At 56.5% G+C, this 18,599-nt stretch carries 21 protein-coding genes; 11 read left to right on the top strand and 10 right to left on the bottom strand.

The features are described 5' to 3' along the window. The first annotated feature begins 245 nt into the window (after window positions 1-245). On the top strand, window positions 246-1,193 hold the full coding sequence (trxB, locus tag AACY09_RS04655; RefSeq protein WP_339486337.1) for a thioredoxin-disulfide reductase: 948 nt from the start codon (window positions 246-248) through the stop codon (window positions 1,191-1,193). Window positions 1,194-1,258: 65 nt separating this feature from the next. On the opposite strand, the gene AACY09_RS04650 is transcribed toward trxB, so the two are convergent. The 7 genes from AACY09_RS04650 to AACY09_RS04620 form a co-directional block, all read right to left on the bottom strand. Next, entirely contained in the window at window positions 1,259-1,600 is a 342-nt protein-coding gene (locus AACY09_RS04650; RefSeq protein ID WP_339486336.1) for a HopJ type III effector protein, read from the bottom strand. A 5-nt stretch (window positions 1,601-1,605) separates the two neighbouring features. Next, complete coding sequence (locus AACY09_RS04645) at window positions 1,606-1,902, bottom strand: DUF1244 domain-containing protein (protein ID WP_339486335.1); 297 nt, start codon at window positions 1,900-1,902, stop codon at window positions 1,606-1,608. 131 nt (window positions 1,903-2,033) lie between these two features. Beyond that, window positions 2,034-2,405: a dihydroneopterin triphosphate 2'-epimerase gene (gene folX, locus AACY09_RS04640; RefSeq protein ID WP_339486334.1), complete on the bottom strand. Its 372-nt coding sequence runs from the start codon at window positions 2,403-2,405 to the stop codon at window positions 2,034-2,036. 2 nt (window positions 2,406-2,407) lie between these two features. Then, a complete protein-coding gene (gene folE / locus AACY09_RS04635) occupies window positions 2,408-2,968 on the bottom strand; it encodes a GTP cyclohydrolase I FolE (protein ID WP_339486333.1) in 561 nt (186 codons plus the stop codon). Between the two features lie 22 nt (window positions 2,969-2,990). Next, complete coding sequence (gene folM / locus AACY09_RS04630; protein WP_339486332.1) at window positions 2,991-3,701, bottom strand: dihydromonapterin reductase; 711 nt, start codon at window positions 3,699-3,701, stop codon at window positions 2,991-2,993. A 208-nt stretch (window positions 3,702-3,909) separates the two neighbouring features. Beyond that, window positions 3,910-4,995: an alpha/beta fold hydrolase gene (locus tag AACY09_RS04625; RefSeq protein WP_339486331.1), complete on the bottom strand. Its 1,086-nt coding sequence runs from the start codon at window positions 4,993-4,995 to the stop codon at window positions 3,910-3,912. Window positions 4,996-5,268: 273 nt separating this feature from the next. Beyond that, window positions 5,269-5,838, bottom strand: coding sequence for an antibiotic biosynthesis monooxygenase (locus AACY09_RS04620; RefSeq protein WP_339486330.1), 570 nt, complete (start codon window positions 5,836-5,838; stop codon window positions 5,269-5,271). Between the two features lie 379 nt (window positions 5,839-6,217). Here AACY09_RS04620 and AACY09_RS04615 point away from each other — a divergent pair, with 379 nt between their 5' ends. Next, a complete protein-coding gene (locus AACY09_RS04615) occupies window positions 6,218-7,171 on the top strand; it encodes a MerR family transcriptional regulator (protein WP_339486329.1) in 954 nt (317 codons plus the stop codon). A gap of 14 nt (window positions 7,172-7,185) precedes the next feature. Here AACY09_RS04615 and AACY09_RS04610 read toward each other — a convergent pair whose 3' ends face one another. Together AACY09_RS04610 and AACY09_RS04605 are read right to left on the bottom strand one after the other, a co-directional pair. Continuing rightward, entirely contained in the window at window positions 7,186-7,794 is a 609-nt protein-coding gene (locus AACY09_RS04610; RefSeq protein WP_339486328.1) for a PilZ domain-containing protein, read from the bottom strand. 490 nt (window positions 7,795-8,284) lie between these two features. After that, window positions 8,285-8,731, bottom strand: a complete 447-nt coding sequence (locus AACY09_RS04605) for a PAS domain-containing protein (protein WP_339487076.1) — start codon at window positions 8,729-8,731, stop codon at window positions 8,285-8,287. 104 nt (window positions 8,732-8,835) lie between these two features. Between AACY09_RS04605 and AACY09_RS04600 the strand changes: the two genes are divergently transcribed. From AACY09_RS04600 to AACY09_RS04585, 4 genes are all read left to right on the top strand, one after another. Next, window positions 8,836-9,288, top strand: a complete 453-nt coding sequence (locus tag AACY09_RS04600; RefSeq protein ID WP_339486327.1) for a flavodoxin — start codon at window positions 8,836-8,838, stop codon at window positions 9,286-9,288. A gap of 140 nt (window positions 9,289-9,428) precedes the next feature. Further along, a complete protein-coding gene (locus tag AACY09_RS04595) occupies window positions 9,429-10,211 on the top strand; it encodes a class II aldolase/adducin family protein (RefSeq protein ID WP_339486326.1) in 783 nt (260 codons plus the stop codon). Next, complete coding sequence (locus tag AACY09_RS04590; protein WP_339486325.1) at window positions 10,211-11,116, top strand: alpha/beta fold hydrolase; 906 nt, start codon at window positions 10,211-10,213, stop codon at window positions 11,114-11,116. The genes AACY09_RS04595 and AACY09_RS04590 overlap by 1 nt, the downstream gene beginning before the upstream one ends. Window positions 11,117-11,275: 159 nt before the next feature. Continuing rightward, window positions 11,276-12,187, top strand: coding sequence for an SDR family oxidoreductase (locus tag AACY09_RS04585; RefSeq protein WP_339486324.1), 912 nt, complete (start codon window positions 11,276-11,278; stop codon window positions 12,185-12,187). 167 nt (window positions 12,188-12,354) lie between these two features. Here the strand turns inward: AACY09_RS04585 and AACY09_RS04580 are convergent, their stop codons facing one another. Continuing rightward, window positions 12,355-13,893, bottom strand: coding sequence for a sigma-54-dependent transcriptional regulator (locus AACY09_RS04580; RefSeq protein ID WP_339486323.1), 1,539 nt, complete (start codon window positions 13,891-13,893; stop codon window positions 12,355-12,357). Between the two features lie 195 nt (window positions 13,894-14,088). On the opposite strand from AACY09_RS04580, the gene mdcA reads away from it, so the two are divergent. From mdcA to mdcE, 5 genes are read left to right on the top strand one after another with little or no spacing between them, the layout of a single operon-like run. Then, window positions 14,089-15,762: a malonate decarboxylase subunit alpha gene (mdcA, locus tag AACY09_RS04575; protein ID WP_339486322.1), complete on the top strand. Its 1,674-nt coding sequence runs from the start codon at window positions 14,089-14,091 to the stop codon at window positions 15,760-15,762. Next, complete coding sequence (locus AACY09_RS04570; protein ID WP_339486321.1) at window positions 15,762-16,640, top strand: triphosphoribosyl-dephospho-CoA synthase; 879 nt, start codon at window positions 15,762-15,764, stop codon at window positions 16,638-16,640. The genes mdcA and AACY09_RS04570 overlap by 1 nt, the downstream gene beginning before the upstream one ends. Window positions 16,641-16,642: 2 nt before the next feature. After that, entirely contained in the window at window positions 16,643-16,942 is a 300-nt protein-coding gene (locus tag AACY09_RS04565) for a malonate decarboxylase subunit delta (protein ID WP_339486320.1), read from the top strand. After that, on the top strand, window positions 16,935-17,798 hold the full coding sequence (locus AACY09_RS04560; protein ID WP_339486319.1) for a biotin-independent malonate decarboxylase subunit beta: 864 nt from the start codon (window positions 16,935-16,937) through the stop codon (window positions 17,796-17,798). The genes AACY09_RS04565 and AACY09_RS04560 overlap by 8 nt, the downstream gene beginning before the upstream one ends. After that, window positions 17,795-18,595 (top strand): biotin-independent malonate decarboxylase subunit gamma, encoded by an 801-nt coding sequence (gene mdcE / locus AACY09_RS04555; protein WP_445323769.1) that lies wholly within the window; start codon window positions 17,795-17,797, stop codon window positions 18,593-18,595. Before AACY09_RS04560 ends, mdcE begins: the two co-directional genes overlap by 4 nt. The last annotated feature ends 4 nt before the right edge of the window (window positions 18,596-18,599 follow it).

The raw sequence follows: 18,599 nt of genomic DNA, 5'->3' as shown, positions 1-18,599 counted from the left end.
GGGCGAAAGCCTGCGCAGGGGCTAAACGGGCCTGTTTAGCCCGTTATAGTCAGGGCCTATGTGGTGAATTGTTAAAGCAAATTTCCCTCTATCAAAGCGCATCGATACGCTTCGCAGCAGTTCGGACCCTTTGCAAAGCTGGCGCTCCAGTTTTCACAGGTTCCTCAGGTTTCCGGGACTGCTGCTTTGACCATGCCTTCCCCTAAGGTTTTGGGCAGTCCCGCTTTATTTAGCAGGAGTCAACTATGTCGGCTACACGTCATGCACGCGTTATTATTCTGGGCTCTGGCCCTGCGGGTTACAGCGCAGCAGTTTATGCTGCCCGCGCGAACCTCAAGCCGCTGCTGATCACCGGCATGCAGGCGGGCGGTCAGCTCACCACCACTACCGAAGTCGATAACTGGCCCGGTGATGTGCATGGCCTGACCGGCCCTGCGCTGATGCAGCGGATGCAGGAGCATGCCGAGCGCTTCGAGACCGAGATTGTGTTTGATCACATCAATGCGGTCGATCTGGCCGGCAAGCTGTATACCTTGGTGGGCGATAACGCGACCTACAGTTGCGATGCCCTGATCATCGCCACCGGCGCCAGCGCTCGCTATTTGGGGCTGCCCAGTGAAGAAGCGTTTATGGGTAAAGGGGTTTCAGCTTGCGCAACCTGTGATGGCTTCTTCTATCGGAACCGTGAGGTTGCGGTAGTTGGCGGTGGTAATACCGCCGTTGAAGAGGCGCTGTACCTGGCCAATATTGCCAGCAAAGTGACCTTGGTCCATCGCCGTGAAACATTCCGTGCCGAAAAGATTCTGCAGGACAAGCTGCGAGCGCGAATTGCAGAGGGCAAGATTGAACTCAAGCTCAACGCCCAGGTTGATCGGGTTCTTGGCGATAATATGGGGGTTACCGGTGTGCGCCTGCTTAATAACGATGGCAGCCACGCAGAGTTGAAGGTGGACGGGCTGTTCGTCGCCATCGGCCACACTCCGAATACCTCGTTATTTGAAGGGCAGCTTGAGCTTAAGGATGGCTATCTGGTGGTCAATGGAGGGCGCGAGGGCAACGCCACTGCGACCAGTGTGGCTGGCGTATTTGCTGCAGGTGATGTGGCTGACCATATCTACCGTCAGGCCATTACTTCGGCGGGTGCCGGTTGCATGGCCGCGCTGGATGCTGAACGCTACCTTGATGGTTTGTAAACAGTCAGCCTGTTAAGCGAAGAAGCCCCGCATTGCGGGGCTTCTTTTTGTCTCAGGCTTAGGTGTTAGGCGGCCCGATCAAGCGGCTGCCGAGCAAACTTAACGGCGCTCAAACCATGGCTGATCAATGCGCGGATGTTGGCGTGGTCAACACCATCAGGCGTTGCCAGCACACTGCGATAATGTTCGCCGAAGCAGCGCAGGGCTTCTTCCTCACTCAGCTGTTCGAGTAATGCCAGGCCCAGGGTTTTGCACGAACCTTCGTTCTGTCCGGCCGCGTTTTCAACGCCACCGTTGTTAAATGCGCTGGGCTGATAAACATAATGGCTGGCAATAAAATCCAGGGTTTCGGCAAAGGCAAATGTGTCGCTGTTCAGGCGTGTACGAAATTCTTGCAGGGCACTCATGCAACTTATCCTTTGCTGTTTTGCTTGTTCATTGCAGCCAATTGCTCGGCTGTGGCTTCTTGCTGGTATTTGGCTTTCCAGTCGGCGTACGGCATCCCGTAGACTTCTTCACGCGCTTGGTCGGGGGTAATGGCGACACCGCTGTCGTCTGCGGCTGCCTTGAACCACTTGGATAAACAGTTCCGGCAGAAACCGGCCAGGTTCATCATGTCGATGTTTTGCACATCAGGGCGGCTGCGCAGGTGTTGCACCAGGCTACGAAAAGCTGCGGCTTCCAGTTCGAGACGTTCTTGATCAGTCATGGCAGTGCTCCGGGCGGGCAGGGCAGTAATGCGCCGATAATAAAAGGCTAATAGCCGGGCGGCAATCCTTGCGCGTTTGGTATGGCGCTACGCAGCCTTGGCAACGTAGCGCAGTTACAGCCTGTGATCGATCATCGATGGCCGGCAAGGGTGATAGATACCGACTCGGCAAACCGCAGCGCATGGGGTTTGTCGACTTCTACTTCAGCGTAGCGCACGGCATCGTTGCCCATGACCAAGTCGAGAATTTCCTGGGTCAGGCGTTCGAGCAGGGCAAAGCGGTTGTCTTCAACATGCTGGATGATTGCCTTGGTGATGGTTCGGTAATTCAAGGCATGATCAATATCGTTATCCCGTACAGCGTCCACTGCCGGGTAGAGAATCGTCAGGTTGATCAACACATCTTGCTTGTTGTTGATCTCTTCTTCTTTGATTCCGATAAAGGTGCGCAGGCGCAGATCCTTGACGCGAATCCGTGCCATCCCGGGTTCCAGTCGCGGCATAGTTACTTACTCCGTCCAATCAGTTTCAGAAATTCGAGGCGTGTAGTGTACGACTCACGAAAGGCGCCAAGCATGACAGAAGTATTCATGGCTGAGTTCTGCTTCTCGACACCGCGCATCATCATGCACATATGCTGAGCTTCAATGACAACAGCCACGCCTGCGGCGTTCGTAACGTCCTGGATCGCATCAGCAATTTGCCGGGTCAGGTTTTCCTGGATTTGCAGGCGCCGCGCGTACATGTCGACGATGCGCGCTATTTTCGACAAGCCCAGCACTTTACCGGTTGGCATATACGCGACATGTGCCTTGCCAATAAAAGGCAGTAGGTGGTGCTCACACAGCGAGTAAAGCTCAATGTCTTTGACGATGACCATTTCATCGCTATCGCTGGAAAAGAGCGCACCATTGACCACTTCGTCGAGACGTTTGCCGTAGCCGTTACATAGGTATTGCATGGCTTTGGCGGCGCGTGTGGGCGTATCCAGCAAACCTTCTCGTTCCGGGTCTTCGCCCACTCCGATCAATATGTCTCGGTACTGTTTGGGCAACTGGTCGTTCATTGTGCAGTCCTCAGGCTCAGCCTCATTTGAGGTGACGGCCGCCATTTACAGTGAGGGTGGTGCCCGTGGTGTAAGGCGAGTCGAGTAAATAACGCACAGATTGGTAGATCACCGCTGGCCCGGGTTCTATGCCCAGTGCCGACTTTGCCAAGGCTTTGCTGCGGTAGGTTTGATCATCATCCGGGTTAAACATGATCAACGCAGGAGCAATGCTGTTGACCTTGATATGCGGGGCGTATTTGGCGGCGAATGACAGGTTCAAACTTTCGAGACCCGCCTTGCTCGCGCAATAAGCGAGGTGTTTGGCGCTGCCTTTGCGGGCCACATCATCGGTAATGTGGATGATGTCGGCGCAGGGTGATTGTTCCAGCAGCTCGGCGCAGTGCAGATTGATCAAGTAGGGGGCCAGCATATGCACATTGGTCATCTGCTGGAACGCCTCGGCTTCATGCCCAGGTTGCTCGGCAAGCCAGCTTGAGGCGTTATGAATGATGGCGCGCAGGCGCTGGGCTTGGCTTTTAAGTGCCTGGATAAACCCGAGAATGCCCGCCTCGGAACTGAAGTCGGCGGCTATCGCCAGCGCCCCTCGTGCTCTGAGTTGCTCAATGCTTTGGCGTTCAGTGCGATAGGTGACAATAACCGGTTGTCCCTCATCCAGCAGGCGTTGGGCACAGTAAAGGCCAATGCGTTGACTGGCACCGGTAATAAGGATCGGGGCTGGGTTGGCGCTCATGACTGGCTCGGATTATAAGGTTAAGGCGGCCCGGTGCTGCAGCGCCAAATTGCAATCAGGCTGCGCAACCGTGCCTAACGTTATAGCAGCAGTTGTGCTTGTACAACCGGCTCATTTGAGTGCTCGCGGCGGTTGCGGGTCAATATCGACGTGTTGGAGGTTAGGCCTGCCACCGGCAGGCCTGGAGTGGGCGCGCACGGCTCAGGCGCTACTTTTGCTCGTCTAAAAAGCTTATCAGCGGGGTGATAAACCGGTCGAAGGCTTCGATGTGGGGCATGTGACCGACATTATCCAGTTCCACCAGCTTTGCATTCGGAATCGCTTTGGCGGTCCGCTTGCCCAGTTGGTCATAACGGCCGAGCGAGGCTTTGACCTCATCGCTGGCGCGCTCCTTGCCGATTGCTGAGCGGTCACGTGTGCCAATGATCAGTAAGGTTGGCATGCTCACCTGTTCAAACTCGTACACCACCGGTTGAGTGAAGATCATGTCGGCGGTTAATGCTGCATTCCAGGCGAACAGCGGGTAGTTTTTATCCGTGGTGATGCCGGCGAGCAAATTGACCCATTCGTCATAGCCCGCTTTCCATTGATTATCGTAGTAGCTGGTCAGCTGATATTGCTTGATCTGCTTGTAGTTCGCGGCAAGGCTGGATTTATAGATGGCGTCGACCGAGGCGTAGGGGACTTTGGTTTTCCAGTCTTCCAGCCCTATCGGGTTGACCAGAATCAGCTGTTGGGTGACATCGCTGAACATCAAGCTAAAACGCGTGGCAAGCATCCCGCCCATGGAGTGGCCCAAAATACTGGCCTTTTTCACACCCAAGGAATCGAGCAACTGTTTGGTGTTGTTTGCCAGCTGCTGGAAGCTGTATTGATAGGCGAGCGGCTTGGTCGATTTGCCGAAGCTGATCTGATCGGGCGCAATCACCCGATACCCTGCATTTGTCAGCGCTTTTATAGTGTCGCGCCAGTAGGCACTGTTGAAGTTTTTGCCGTGCAGGAGAACGATGTTTTTACCGTTGCTCTTCCCTGCTGCCGGGGGAACGTCCATGTAGGCCATTTTCAGGGGCTGAGGCTCGCCATTCTGTAGTTGGCTGTTCAGCTCAAAGAAGCTGACCGGATAGGGGTACTGATAGTTTGTCAGGTCAATGTCGTAGGCCGGAATTTTGGCTGCAGATGAGGCGGCCTGTTCCGGCGCCGTTGTGGTGGCTGCTGCGGCGGGAAAAGCGGCTAGGCTGAGGCTGAGAAAAGCTGCAGCCGTGGTCATAAGGTTGCTCGAAAAATAGCGGGTCATATAGAAACAGTCCATTTGCGCGGAATGATCAGCTCTCGGCTGTAATGCGGAGATTCTGCGTTGCTGGCAGGGGCACCGGCTTAAAGGCAACAAACCAGTGGCCCCATTGCAGTCTATACAAGCCTTTCCAGGCGCTTTAGCCGATTTTGTAACCCCAAACTTCCGGGTTGCAGGCTGCTGGGCATGGCGCGTTGGCCCCTCAGCTCAGGGCGCAAAGCGTAGCCAAACGCCTTTGGGGCGATGAGGTCATCGTGAGCTGCTGCTTGCTCGGGGTTATCGCGTGCTTGGCGCTTCGCCGCCGCGCAGAATGGGTCGTTGGCGACTGAGCAACCAAGGGGCAAGTAGCCGGGTCGACAGCGGGATAAACAGGTAGGTCATCAGCGGTGTGAGCGCCAGGGTTGAGAGCAGCACCCGGTTGACCAAGGAAAAGTCCCTTAACCAGCCGCCAAGCAGGAAGTTGAAACATAATGAGACCGGGAAGAACGCCAGCCATATCGCCACGCTTTGTTTCCAACGCGGCGCTTGGCGGTGGGCCGAGCCAAACCAGCAATCAATTCCAACTGCGCGTTGCTCTTGCGGTTGGGCAAATAAGCCGCTGCCACGAGTCAGCCACGCTGTACGCGAGGCAGAGTGTTCCCACGAGGCTAGGGTTTGCTCGTCTGCAAAGCGGAAGATAATCTGGAACTCATCGCCATCAGGTGGCGGCGCCAGTACCCCGGAGCCTAAGTAGCCCGGGAAGTCAGTGGCCAGATGTTCGCCCTCGTGCAGCCAGGCGATAAGGTCGTGAAAGCGCCCGCTGGCAACGCGGCGCGCCACCATCAAGGTGACGGGTTGTGCAGACATTGTGTATCTCCATTAAACCGGGCTTGCATCCAGGGTATGGGTGCAGGCAATACGTCGCTCGGGATGGTGAGCAACGCAAACTGTGTGCAGGGTTACAAGCAAGGATTATTCCGGTTTTTCAGAAATAAGCCAGCGCGGGCTTCCTGGCGCTCAACGCATGATTCGTTGGGCGCTTTATTGCCGTTATATGCACCGTCTGGGTGCGGGCGTGATCAGCTGGCAGGCAGAAAGCCGGGGTTCGCGTGCACATATGGTCACTAAGGGGTCAGAGGGGTGGCTGGCCTGCTATCGATTTCGTCGGCTGTACAGGTTTGACCGACGATGCGGGCTCTCCGGCTGGGTTACAATATTGACACTTTATTTTGCAGAACCCCTTGCTATGTCCGACCCTGTTGCCGCATTGACCCTGAGCTCAGCTGCGCTTAAGCGAGAAGATCTCTTCCCTATTCGTGAGGTGTCACGTTTAACCGGCGTTAATCCAGTGACCCTACGCGCGTGGGAAAGGCGCTACGGGCTTATTCAGCCAACACGCACTGACAGTGGTCATCGCCTTTATTCGCAAGCGGATGTTGAGTCGGTGCGCACTATTTTGTCCTGGATTGAGCGGGGCGTTGCGGTTAGCAAAGTGGGTAAGGTTCTGGCTAAAACCCGCTCGCTTAAAGCGGCCACTGCACCGATGTATGACGTGGTAACAGGCTCCGAATGGCAGCAGTGGCAACGTCAGATACGCAGTGCAGTTGGCGCTTTCGATGACATCACGCTGGACCGTGTGTACGGTCAGGTGTTTTCAAGCTATCCCTTGCCTGTGGTGTTTCAGGACATTCTGATGCCGGTTTGGCAGGCGCTGCTCGTGGGCCATGATGGGGTCAGTCAAACCAGTGAGTGGCTGTTTTACGACGCCTTTCTGCGTGGTCGCGTGATGCAGCGCCTGCATGCCATTCGCGGCCAGGCTGAAGCGCGGGTGCTGCTGGCGGCATTACCTGGGCACTGTCGTGAACTTGAATTGCTGGTGACCGGCTTGTTGCTCAGTCAGTCAAGCGCTGCTGTCAGCGTTTTGGCCATCGGTCAGCCGCTTGATGAGTTGGTGTATCTGTGTGAACGGATCAAGCCGTTGGGGCTGGTGTTGTTTTCCAATCAGGTACCCAATGACCAGCTGCCGCAAACCCTTAAGCGCTTGGGTTTAAGCCTTGATTGCCCGGTGAGTTTGGCCGGTGAGTGTGCCGCTTTAAGTGAGAGTGTGCTGAGCGGATCAGCCATTGCAAGCCTGGGGAATGAAGGGCACTTGATGCTGCATCGCCTGCAACAGTTTCTCGAGGGTGCTCTCGATACTTAATGATGGCTTGAGGCTTATTCGGGGTGTGCTTGGGGGAAGAGGGTGCGGTGCTTCAGGTAAAGAAACTGCTGTAAGCGTTCGCTGCTCAGTCTGTCCATCGGATCAAGCTGGTAGGCCAGCAGCACTTTGTTGGCTTTGCGCACAAAGTGGCCTTGGACTGAAATCGGTTTTTGCCGGCCAAGGGGCAATAGCAGATTAAATTGAGCTGGTGCTCTGTGGTTCGGCAGCTGTTCAATCAGCAAGCCATCCATGGATAGCTCATGCACCATCAGGCCACTGGCTGTGCCATTAAGATTACGCAGCTCTATCGGTGGCGATAAAGGCAAGCGCCAAGCACGACTGTCGGCGCCGGACTCATCGAATATCTTCGGTGTGCCAAGTTCGAGGTGCTGATTATGCGAAGCATCCTCGGAAATATACGGGGTAAACGTCATCCGTTGGTTGGCAAAGCGCGCGTCTATGGTCAGCTTTTCAACATTCGCGTAATTGCTCAGTAGATCTTTAAGCGACTCTTCGAGGTCAATTTGGGCGTGCAAAGGCCCAAGGTGCTTGTTCGCAGGTCGGTCATAAAGATGCTGGATAAATTCCAGTTCATCTTCTGTGAGCAGTATTGGATCTTGCATGTTGAACTCTACGCGGAGCGTTGTTGATCATTTATGACACTTGAGAGCAGCCTAAGTTTCGCCTTTTGGTCAGGGTATTGCGTCCGTTAGTCTGATTTTTAGCCGGGCAATCTCGGCCTCCAACTGTTTGACGCGTTCCTGCATTGCCACAGGCGCCCTTACGGCTTGGTTGCCGTAAGTGAAGCTGAGAGTTTCATAATATCCAGATCTAAGTGATAAGCGGTTACCGTAACCATTGGAATACGCCGTTCCAATGGTCCGCTTCGGGGAGTGCGGGTAGCGCGTTCGTGGCTGATTCAATGGCTCATCGCAGGGCTGAAGAGCGCCAGGTGGCTCAGGTTCCGCCCGGTTGTCGGGCTTGTAATAGAGGTGCTGAATAAAGGCGCGCTCTTCGTCCGTGAGCAGTGATGGTTCTTCCATGGTGAACTCTTGCGTAAAACTTGAAAGTTAGGCTCTAGAGAAAAAGTTCAGCCAAGCGGGTGGGGGGAGGCTAGGCGTTTGTATCGGCGAGTCGGACTTTGAGCAGTGCCACCTCAGCTTCCAACTCCTTTATACGTTCCTGTGCCTGCACCTGTTCTGTCACGTTTTTCTGAATACCAATGAAGTAGGTGAGGTTATCACTTTCGTTATAGACCGGTGTTATGGAGAGTTCATTCCAGAATAGGGTGCCGTCTTTTCGGAAATTTCGCAGGATTTGGCGGCAGGGCGCCCCGCTTTTCAAGGCTGCCCGGATCACTTGCAAGGCCTCTTGATCACGCTCATCGCCCTGCAGAAAGCGGCAGTCCTGGTACAAAATATCGTCGCAGGCGTAGCCGGTCAGGGTTTCAAAAGCCGGATTGGCGTAGATCAAAATATTGTCGTCGCCTTCCTGCTCGGCGACAACGATGCCATCGTTTGAGGCGCTGATCACCAGCTGTAGCAGTTTTGCACTGATCATGCACTGAATTCCAAGTCTAGGTGAGGGCATTCTAAAACATCCAATGAGACTGTCCAGTTGCGGCATAATAGGCCCCGAATTTGCCTATTTCTGCAGGAGTTTCTATGAGAGTCGCGATCTTTTCTGGCTCGGTCTACGGCACCGCTGAAGAAGTCGCTCGTCATGTCCAGGGCTTATTAAAGGCCGCTGGCCTGGAGACGTTTTATAACCCCCGCGCGAGTTTGGCTGATGTACAGACCTTTGCCCCTGAGGCTTTCTTGGCGGTGACCTCAACCACCGGTATGGGCGAACTGCCCGATAACCTGCAGCCGCTGTATTACGCCATTCGTGATCATCTGCCCGCCTGGAGCGGACTGCCAGGCGGGGTTATTGCCTTGGGGGATTCGAGCTATGGCGATACCTTTTGTGGTGGCGGCGAACTGGTACGCGAGCTCTATGCGGAACTGGGTATACGGGAAGTCCAGAACATGCTGCGCCTTGACTCTAGCGAGAGTGTGACCCCGGAAACAGACGCCGAACCCTGGGTAGCCGGATTTATTGCCGCGCTTGAAGACTGACATTCAGCCGCTGAATATCAGCTCTCAACAGGCCGTGGTGACTCGCTCGGTCACTAAGCTGGCTGCCAGAGCGACTAGGCAAGGGCGCAGCACTCGCTAGACTCAGGACTGTTGATAATAATAAGTCCAGAGGTGTCGTGATGACTGCTGCCCAAGAGCTTCCCCGTGTAAATCTTCAAGACCAGGTGTCTGCTGCTGAGTGGCAAACCCGTGTTGATCTGGCTGCCTGTTATCGGCTGATCGCAATGCACGGTTGGGATGACCTGATCTTCACCCATATCTCGGCGAAAATCCCCGGTGTTGATGAGTTCTTGATCAACCCCTTCGGCTTAATGTTCCACGAAATCACTGCCTCCAGCTTGGTCAAGATTGACCTTGCAGGTAATAAGTTGATGGACAGCCCTTACTCGATTAATCCGGCGGGTTATACCATCCACAGTGCTGTGCATGAAGTTCGGCATGATGTTGCCTGTGTGGTCCACATTCATACCGCCGCGGGTATCGCTGTTTCAGCGCAGAAGCAGGGTTTATTGCCGCTGTCACAGCAGTCATTGTTCGTCCTGTCGAGCTTGGCTTATCACGGCTACGAAGGCGTGGCGCTGAATCATGATGAGAAGGCGCGTTTGCAGGCGGACCTGGGCGACAAGAACTTTATGATCTTGCCGAACCACGGCCTCTTGACCGCTTCCTCGAGTATCGCCGACACCTTTTTAATGATGTTTACCTTGCAGCGCGCCTGTGAGGTCCAGGTCATGGCCCAGAGCGGTGGTGCCGAGCTTATTCATATCCCTCAGCAAATTCTGGATGGCGCCAAGGCCATGGTCGCCGGTGTGATGAAAAGCCCGCAGGGCATGGGTGGTTCTTTGGCATGGCCAGCCTTATTGCGTAAGCTCGACCAGCAAATGCCCGGTTATGCCAGCTGATGGCGTTGCCCGGGATTGCGCTGGAACAGTGGCGCTCGGCAAGTCAGGGCTTTGACTTCAAAGGCCATGAGATACGTTACTGGACAGCCGGCGCTGCTGATGCGCCGCCGCTGCTGCTGATTCACGGTTTTCCCACCGCGAGTTGGGACTGGCATTATCTCTGGCGGCCCTTGGCGCAGCGTTACCGGCTGATTGCCTGTGACATGCTTGGGTTTGGTTATTCGGCCAAACCTGCGGATCACGACTACAGCTTGCTGGAGCAGGCGGATTTACAGCAGGCATTGTTGGCCCACATAGGTGTCAGCGAGGATGTGCATGTGCTGGCCCATGATTATGGCGACAGCGTTGCTCAAGAGTTACTGGCACGCCAGCAGCAGGGCCGTTGCCAACTGGCGAGTTGCGTCTTCCTTAATGGTGGTTTGTTTCCGGAAACCCACCACCCGGTGTTGCTGCAAAAGCTGCTGCTAAGTCCTTTAGGGCGATTTATCGGCCCCTTGTTCAGTCGGCAAAAACTTGAAGCGAGTTTCGCCAAGATTTTCGGCCCCGAGACCTTGCCAGGCGCGGCCGAGCTAGACGACTTCTGGACCTTGATCACCCATAACAATGGGCCAGCGATCATGCACCGCCTGATTCGCTATATGCCGGAACGGCGCCAGCAACGGGAGCGCTGGGTGGCGGCCATGCAAGCTGGCCAAGTGCCGATGCGGATCATTGATGGCGCGGTCGACCCGATTTCCGGCAGGCACATGGTTGAGCGTTACCGGGAATTGATTGACCAACCCGACACTGTGCTCTTGGAGGATATCGGTCATTATCCACAAACCGAGGCGCCAGAAGCAGTATTGGAGCATTACTTGGCGTTTCGCCAGTGCTTGCAGCAAATACCTGCGCCGTCGCTGGACTAATCTATGCGTCAAGACGGCCGATTGATTTATATGATCAAGGTCGTTGGCGCTTATCTCTTTGCCTTATCGGGCACCATTCAGGCCCGGTTGTCATAGTTGTGGCAATCGTGACCCTGCCCGACACTCGGCGCATTAATTGACACTGCCAGGAGCCTACTGATGAGTGAAACCATTCGTTTCCAAGACCAAGTCGTGATTGTTACCGGTGCCGGTGGCGGGTTGGGACGCGCCCATGCGCTGTTGTTTGCCAAGCATGGTGCAAAAGTTGTGGTCAATGACCTGGGCGGCAGCACCCATGGTGAAGGTGCAAATGCGTCTGCGGCAGACAAAGTGGTCGAAGAAATTCGTGCTGCGGGTGGCACGGCGGTAGCCAACCATGACTCAGTAACCGATGGCGATAAAATCGTAGCCCATGCCTTGGAGGCATTCGGACGCATCGATGTTGTGGTCAACAATGCTGGCATCCTGCGTGACAAAAGCTTCCATAAGATGGAGCAGGTTGACTGGGATCAGGTGTATCAAGTGCACGTCGAAGGCGCCTACAAGATTACCCGTGCAGCCTGGCCCCATATGCGTGAGCAAGGCTATGGGCGCGTGATCTTTACCTCATCGACTTCCGGTATCTACGGCAACTTTGGCCAGTCAAACTACGGTATGGCGAAACTGGGGCTCTATGGGTTGACGCGCACCTTGGCGATCGAAGGCCGTAAAAATAATATTCTGGTCAATGCGATTGCGCCAACCGGTGGCACGCGCATGACCGAAGGCTTGATTCCGCCGCAAGTATTCGAGCAACTCAAGCCCGAACTGGTTAGCCCGTTGGTGGTGTATCTGGCCAGCGACAGCTGTGAAGAGACTTCAGGACTGTTCGAAGTGGGTGGCGGATGGATTGGTAAAGTGCGCTGGGAGCGTAGCCTCGGTGCCGGCTTCGATCCGCGTGCAGGCTTTAGCCCTGAAGATGTGGCCGCGCATTGGGCGCAGATCTGCGACTTTGAGGGCGCCGCGCATCCGGGTGACAACGTTGAGGCGTTGAAAGAGATGATGGCCAATTTGCAGAAATACGCCATCTGATACAGCTCGCGCACAACCGATCCGCGGTTGGCGCGCTTGAGCGATCTACGCGTTAGTGGGTAATCGACGCTCCTGGCTGGATGACGCTTTTTTCATCCACCATGGCGGTCTCTAATATTCAGGTTGTTTGCGCGGGTGGTGGTGTCCAGACTTGCCGTTCACTCACCTCAGGACGGCTTGGGAATGCCGTACTTGCGCAGGCGCACGGCAATGGCACTGTGCGACGTTTGCAGGCGGCTCGCCAATTGCCGGGTCGATGGATGGCTGTCATAGAGTTTTTCGAGCAAGGCTTTTTCAAACCCTGCAACGGCTGAGTCCAGGCTTTCAACCGGGTCATTTTGCGCATGCGTGGCGATTGCTGTGCCGGCAATGTCCAGGTCGTCAATCAGCACCAGATTGCTTTCGCTGATAGCGGCTGCGCGGAACACCACGTTTTGTAACTGACGCACATTTCCCGGCCAGCGATTGCTCAGCAGAGCAGGGTAGGTGTCCGGGGCCAACCGACAGGGCGGCCGTTGAATCTGCGCGCATGCCTGGCGCATAAAATGTCGGGCCAGCAGCAAAATATCCTGACCCCGTGCGCGCAATGGCGGCACTTCAAGGTTGAGCACATTCAGGCGGTAATACAGGTCTTCACGGAAACTGCCTTCGCTGACCATCTTTTCCAGATCGCGGTGGGTGGCGCTAAGAATGCGTACATCAACCTTAACTTCTCGCTCACCGCCAACCCGGCGGAAGGTTCCGTCATTGAGAAAGCGCAACAGTTTGGCCTGCAGATAAGGCGACATCTCGCCGATTTCATCGAGAAATACCGTGCCATGGTTGGCCAGTTCCAAGAGCCCCGGCTTGCCGCCGCGCTGGGCTCCAGTGAATGCTCCGGGGGCATAACCAAATAGCTCACTTTCGGCAAGGTTTTCCGGCAAGGCGGCGCAGTTCAACGCAAGAAAAGGGGCATCGCAGCGTGCGCTGCTGGTATGACAGGCACGGGCGACCAGTTCCTTGCCGGTGCCGGTCTCGCCCTGAATAAGCAGGGGCGCATCAAGGGTCGCCACTCTCAGCGCACGGGCTTTGAGGGTCCGAATGGGCGCAGAGTCGCCAAGCAGGGAATCAAAACCTTCGGCGTGGTCATGGTGCAGCGCCGACAAGCGTGCGCCGATCCGGCTTGGTTCGTAGAGCGTAAGCAAGGCGCCGGCCAGTTGCAGTCGCCCCGCGTCGGCCGTCTCACTAATCGGCATGGCATCGAGCAGCAGTGCTTGGCCGTTAAGGGTGACTTCCCGCAGCGGCAAGCGAAAGTTTTGCTCAAGCAGTTCGTGCTGCAGGGCTGGATTGGCGAATAAATCGCCAAGGGCTAGACCTTCCGGCTCCTGTTCGCAAAGCCCGATTAACGCGGGGTTAGCCAATAGCACGCGACCCTGGCCATCGACCGCCAGGACGGGATCGGTCATGGCCGCCAGCAGCGCATCAAGCTGCAAGCGCCGACGCTGACCGGGGAGAATATCGACGATAGTGACCGCCTGCACACCCTGCACCTTGAACAAGGCTTCACGTAACTCATCGAGCACCTCGGAGCTGAGGGTCGGTGCGTCGATGTAGACGTTGGGCGGAACCATCTCCACCGCATCCAGATTCAGGTTGCGTCCACCGAGTAACGCCAGTACTTCCTGGGTGATTCCGACGCGGTCGATAAAGGTAACGTGGATACGCATGGCGGCTACTAGAACGAGGGCAATGTCCAAGTATGCCCGGTCTGGGCGCCGAGGTTAACTGTTGCGGTCTCAGCGTGATCAAAGGCTGCTAAAAAATCGTTACGATAATCGTAACGATTGCGCTGCCTAGTTGATTGATGGCACTTGATCAGGCTCCTAATGTGGCACCACGACAGCGCACTACGTGGAGCCAGCATGACAACAACAATATCCCCGCCGCCGAATTGGTCACGTCGCCGTACCGAGAAACACCGTCGCCTTGAGCAGGTTCGTGCATTAGCCGATGGCGTGGTTTTGCCCAGCGATAAAATTGTCGCAGCGCTCGAAGCCTTGATCGCCCCGGGTGATCGCGTGGTGCTTGAAGGCAATAACCAGAAGCAAGCCGATTTTCTTTCCCGCTCGCTGGCCAAGGCCAGTCCTGAGCGTCTGCATGATTTGCACATGATCATGCCGAGCGTCAGTCGCGCCGAGCACCTTGACCTTTTCGAGCGCGGTATTGCGCGAAAACTCGATTTTTCCTTTGCCGGGCCGCAAAGCCTGCGCATCAGCCAATTGCTCGAAGATGGCCTGCTCGAAGTTGGCGCTATCCACACCTATATCGAGCTTTACTCTCGCCTGTTGGTTGACCTGATTCCCAATGTTGCGCTGGTCGCAGGCTTCAAGGCAGACCGGGCGGGTAACATCTACACCGGGCCCAGCACCGAAGACACCCCCGCGCTGGTCGAACCCACCGCGTTCAGCGACGGCATCGTTATCGTTCAGGTCAATGAACTGGTTGATGATGTCAGCGAGTTGCCGCGAGTGGATATTCCCGGGTCTTGGGTCGACTTTGTGGTGGTGGCTGATAAGCCGTTTTATATCGAGCCGCTGTTCACCCGCGACCCGCGCCACATCAAGCCGGTGCATGTGTTGATGGCGATGATGGCGATTCGCGGTATCTATGAAAAACACAATGTCCAGTCGCTCAACCACGGTATTGGATTTAACACTGCGGCTATTGAGCTGATTCTGCCGACCTACGGCGAGAAGCTCGGTCTCAAGGGCAAGATTTGTCGCAACTGGACCCTCAATCCTCATCCAACCTTGATTCCCGCAATCGAGACCGGCTGGGTCGAAAGCGTGCACTGCTTCGGGACTGAGCTGGGCATGGAAAACTACATTGCCATGCGTCCGGATGTGTTTTTCACCGGCCGTGACGGCTCGATGCGTTCCAACCGGATGATGTGCCAGTTGGCCGGCCAATACGCCGTCGACCTGTTTATTGGTGCCACCTTGCAAGTCGATGGAGATGGCCATTCATCCACCGTGACCCGAGGTCGCTTAGCCGGTTTCGGCGGGGCGCCAAACATGGGTCACGACCCGCGTGGACGACGCCATGCTACGCCAGCCTGGCTGGACATGTGTTCCGACACCGGCGCTCCCGTGACCATGCTCGAACGCGGTAAAAAGCTGGTGGTGCAGATGGTTGAAACCTTCCAGGAAGGCGGTAAGCCGACGTTTGTCGAGACCCTCGATGCGGTTGAAGTGGCCCGTAAAAGCGGCATGCCATTGGCCCCCATCATGATTTATGGCGATGACGTGACCCACCTGCTGACTGAGGAAGGCATTGCCTATCTGTACAAGGCGCGCTCACTTGAAGAGCGCCAAGCGATGATCGCCGCCGTGGCGGGCGTGACCAGTATTGGTCTGCGCCACGACCCTAAAGACACATTGCGCATGCGCCAGGAAGGCTTGATCGCATTGCCGGAAGATCTGGGCATTCGCCGTGCCGATGCCAGCCGTGAACTACTGGCGGCCAAGAGCATCGCCGAGCTGGTTGAATGGTCAGGCGGCCTGTACAACCCGCCCGCTAAATTCAGGAGTTGGTAATGACTGCCTTATACATTAAGCAGCCGCGCCTGAGTGTGGCTGACGACTTGGCTGATCTGGCTGTTGACGTGCTGATCGATGAGGCAGATCTGTCACCTAAACCGGGGCTGGTCGATCGCCGGGGCAATGGCGCCCATGACGACCTGCACTTGGGCCTGATGCATTCGTCGGCGCTGTCGCTGTGGCCCGCCTTTAAACAAATGGCAGAAGAAGCCAGCCAATATTCTGAAATTAACCAAAGCCTGCGCGAAACACTTGGCCGCATTGGCCGTGAAGCCGAGGTCGAGATGCTGCGCGTTACGGGCGGCGTCAACACTCACCGGGGTGCTATCTGGGCACTGGGTTTGCTCTGCGCTGCTGCTGCGCTGGATGACCAGGCGCTGAGTCCTGCTGAAGTGACCTTGCGCGCGGCGCAGATTGCCCTGTACACCGACCGCGCAATGCCAATCACGGCCGAGAGCCATGGCGCACAAGTTTGCCGAACCTATGGTTTGACCGGGGCGCGTGAGCAAGCCCAGTTGGGCTTCCCGGCAATTATCCAGTATGGCTTGCCGCAGCTGTTGCACAGCCGCTCGGTGCCGGCTGGTGAACAGAATGCACGGCTTGATGCGCTGCTGGCGATCATGAGCCAACTGACTGATACCTGTGTGCTTTACCGTGCCGGTCTGGCCGGGCTGGACTGCATGCAGAGCGGAGCACGCGCGGTTCTCAAGGCGGGCGGTTGCGCCAGTCTTGATGGCCGTCGATTGCTGCGCGATCTCGATAACGACATGTTGAGGCTACGTGCCTCGCCCGGCGGGGCCGCTGATTTGCTCGCCGCGACTTTATTCCTCGACCGCCTTGCGCCTGCTGTGCACGCGCCGATAGGGAGTGCCTGATCATGCAAACACTGTCTTTTCAGTTCAGTGCCGGGCAACCCGCCCTTGGCCGTGCTTTGGTCGGCTGCGTCGGCTCTGGCGATCTTGAAGTCATGCTTGAACCGGGCACCAGCGGCACCCTTGCCATTGAGGTGGTGACCTCAGTCAACGGCAGCGATGAGCGTTGGCAGCAGCTGTTTCAACGCATGTTCAGTGAGCAGCAGATGCCCGCGTTGAACATTTCGATCCATGACTTTGGCGCTACACCCGGTGTTGTGCGTTTGCGTCTGGAACAAGCAATGGAGGCCTTGGCCGATGACTGATGCAACCACAGACAAGATTGCACGCTTGCTGCAACAGCGCAGCTTTATCGAACTTGGCGCGCGCCAGCGGGCGCGGGCATTGCTTGATGCCGGCAGCTTTCGTGAATTACTCGATCCATTCGCCCGGGTGACTTCACCCTGGCTGCCCAGGCAAGGCATCGTGGTTCAGGCCGATGACGGCGTGATCATCGCCAAAGGCACTGTCGATGGCCAGCCCGCAGTGGTCGCGGCAATCGAAGGTGCCTTCCAAGGCGGCAGCCTCGGTGAAGTTGGCGGGGCAAAAATTGCCGGGGCTTTAGAGCTTGCCGCAGAAGATAACCGCAATGGCATCCCCACCCGAGCGTTGCTCTTGCTGGAGACCGGCGGCGTGCGTTTGCAGGAGGCCAATCTGGGACTTGCGGCGATTGCTGAAATTCAATCGGCCATCGTTGATCTGCGCCAGTATCAGCCGGTTGTTGGCTTAGTCGCCGGGCCAGTTGGCTGTTTTGGTGGCATGTCGATCGCGGCAGGCCTGTGCAGTTATCTGCTGGTGACTCAGGAGGCGCGGCTTGGTCTCAACGGCCCACAGGTTATTGAACAGGAAGCCGGTATCGATGAATACGATTCCCGTGACCGGCCGTTTATCTGGAGCCTGACCGGTGGCGAACAACGCAACGCCAGCGGCTTGGTCGATGGCTATGTGGCCGATGACCTTGAGCTTATCCGCGAGCAAGTCCGCAGCCTATTCAAACAGGGTGTCCCAACCCTGGAACGCAGCCGCAAACATGCATGGTTTCTTGAGCGCTTGCAGGCCTTTGATGCTGCGCAACAGATCGATGCCGCCCAAGTGCGCAGCCTATATCAGGGAGAGCAGTGATGACTGAACAACGTGGGCGTAATTGGTTTGGGTTGCTGGCCGCAGATGCACAGCAGGTCAAGGGTTTTCCGGATTCCCTTCTGGTTGCCGACGGCAGTCTGAACGGTCAGTCAGTGCGCTATCTGGCCGTGGTTGCCGATGCCAACAACCGCTTTCCCCGTGCTCGCAATGGTGAGGTGGGTTTGCTCGAAGGGTGGAGTTTGGCGCAGGCCATTGACCAAACCATCGAGCAGGATCGTGAACGCACAGATAAGCGTGCATTGATCGCCATCGTCGATGTGCCCAGTCAGGCTTATGGCCGCCGCGAAGAGGCGCTGGGGATTCATCAGGCGCTGGCCGGTGCGGTCGACAGTTATGCCCGTGCCCGTTTGGCGGGCCATGCGGTAGTTGCGTTGCTGGTGGGTAAAGCGATGTCTGGCGCCTTTCTGGCCCACGGATACCAGGCCAATCGGTTGATCGCCTTGCGCGACCCAAGCGTGATGGTCCATGCCATGGGCAAGGAGTCCGCCGCGCGGGTGACGCTGCGCAGTGTCGATGAGCTGGAAGCGTTGGCAGCGACCATCCCGCCAATGGCCTATGACATTGAAAACTACGACTCCCTTGGCTTGCTCTGGGAAACCTTAAGTGTGAATGACGCGCTTACGCCAGAGGCTGATGATGTCGCACGGGTGCAGGCTTGCCTGAGCAGTGCGCTAAATGATATCGCCACGGCCCCTCGGGATTTGCGCAGCCGACTGGGTGCGAGCAACCGCGAAGCGTCCTCTCGGGTGCGTGAACTGTTGCGGGCGCAGTGGTAAGCAG

The sequence above is a fragment of the Pseudomonas sp. EL_65y_Pfl2_R95 genome (assembly GCF_963971045.1).
GTDB lineage: Bacteria > Pseudomonadota > Gammaproteobacteria > Pseudomonadales > Pseudomonadaceae > Aquipseudomonas.
The sequence above is the reverse complement of the archived record's forward strand: the minus strand, read 5'-3'. Positions and strand labels throughout refer to the sequence as shown.

What these genes read in the sequence shown, in the direction of transcription:
- AACY09_RS04610 (WP_339486328.1), bottom strand. Translation starts at nt 7,794, where the DNA reads ATGCAAGATCCAATACTGCTCACAGAAGATGAACTGGAATTTATCCAG.
- AACY09_RS04560 (WP_339486319.1), top strand. Translation starts at nt 16,935, where the DNA reads ATGACTGATGCAACCACAGACAAGATTGCACGCTTGCTGCAACAGCGC.
- AACY09_RS04580 (WP_339486323.1), bottom strand. Translation starts at nt 13,893, where the DNA reads ATGCGTATCCACGTTACCTTTATCGACCGCGTCGGAATCACCCAGGAA.
- AACY09_RS04625 (WP_339486331.1), bottom strand. Translation starts at nt 4,995, where the DNA reads ATGACCCGCTATTTTTCGAGCAACCTTATGACCACGGCTGCAGCTTTT.
- AACY09_RS04595 (WP_339486326.1), top strand. Translation starts at nt 9,429, where the DNA reads ATGACTGCTGCCCAAGAGCTTCCCCGTGTAAATCTTCAAGACCAGGTG.
- folM (WP_339486332.1), bottom strand. Translation starts at nt 3,701, where the DNA reads ATGAGCGCCAACCCAGCCCCGATCCTTATTACCGGTGCCAGTCAACGC.
- AACY09_RS04590 (WP_339486325.1), top strand. Translation starts at nt 10,211, where the DNA reads ATGGCGTTGCCCGGGATTGCGCTGGAACAGTGGCGCTCGGCAAGTCAG.
- folX (WP_339486334.1), bottom strand. Translation starts at nt 2,405, where the DNA reads ATGCCGCGACTGGAACCCGGGATGGCACGGATTCGCGTCAAGGATCTG.
- AACY09_RS04605 (WP_339487076.1), bottom strand. Translation starts at nt 8,731, where the DNA reads ATGATCAGTGCAAAACTGCTACAGCTGGTGATCAGCGCCTCAAACGAT.
- AACY09_RS04585 (WP_339486324.1), top strand. Translation starts at nt 11,276, where the DNA reads ATGAGTGAAACCATTCGTTTCCAAGACCAAGTCGTGATTGTTACCGGT.
- AACY09_RS04565 (WP_339486320.1), top strand. Translation starts at nt 16,643, where the DNA reads ATGCAAACACTGTCTTTTCAGTTCAGTGCCGGGCAACCCGCCCTTGGC.
- AACY09_RS04615 (WP_339486329.1), top strand. Translation starts at nt 6,218, where the DNA reads ATGTCCGACCCTGTTGCCGCATTGACCCTGAGCTCAGCTGCGCTTAAG.
- AACY09_RS04650 (WP_339486336.1), bottom strand. Translation starts at nt 1,600, where the DNA reads ATGAGTGCCCTGCAAGAATTTCGTACACGCCTGAACAGCGACACATTT.
- AACY09_RS04600 (WP_339486327.1), top strand. Translation starts at nt 8,836, where the DNA reads ATGAGAGTCGCGATCTTTTCTGGCTCGGTCTACGGCACCGCTGAAGAA.
- AACY09_RS04620 (WP_339486330.1), bottom strand. Translation starts at nt 5,838, where the DNA reads ATGTCTGCACAACCCGTCACCTTGATGGTGGCGCGCCGCGTTGCCAGC.
- AACY09_RS04570 (WP_339486321.1), top strand. Translation starts at nt 15,762, where the DNA reads ATGACTGCCTTATACATTAAGCAGCCGCGCCTGAGTGTGGCTGACGAC.
- mdcA (WP_339486322.1), top strand. Translation starts at nt 14,089, where the DNA reads ATGACAACAACAATATCCCCGCCGCCGAATTGGTCACGTCGCCGTACC.
- folE (WP_339486333.1), bottom strand. Translation starts at nt 2,968, where the DNA reads ATGAACGACCAGTTGCCCAAACAGTACCGAGACATATTGATCGGAGTG.
- trxB (WP_339486337.1), top strand. Translation starts at nt 246, where the DNA reads ATGTCGGCTACACGTCATGCACGCGTTATTATTCTGGGCTCTGGCCCT.
- AACY09_RS04645 (WP_339486335.1), bottom strand. Translation starts at nt 1,902, where the DNA reads ATGACTGATCAAGAACGTCTCGAACTGGAAGCCGCAGCTTTTCGTAGC.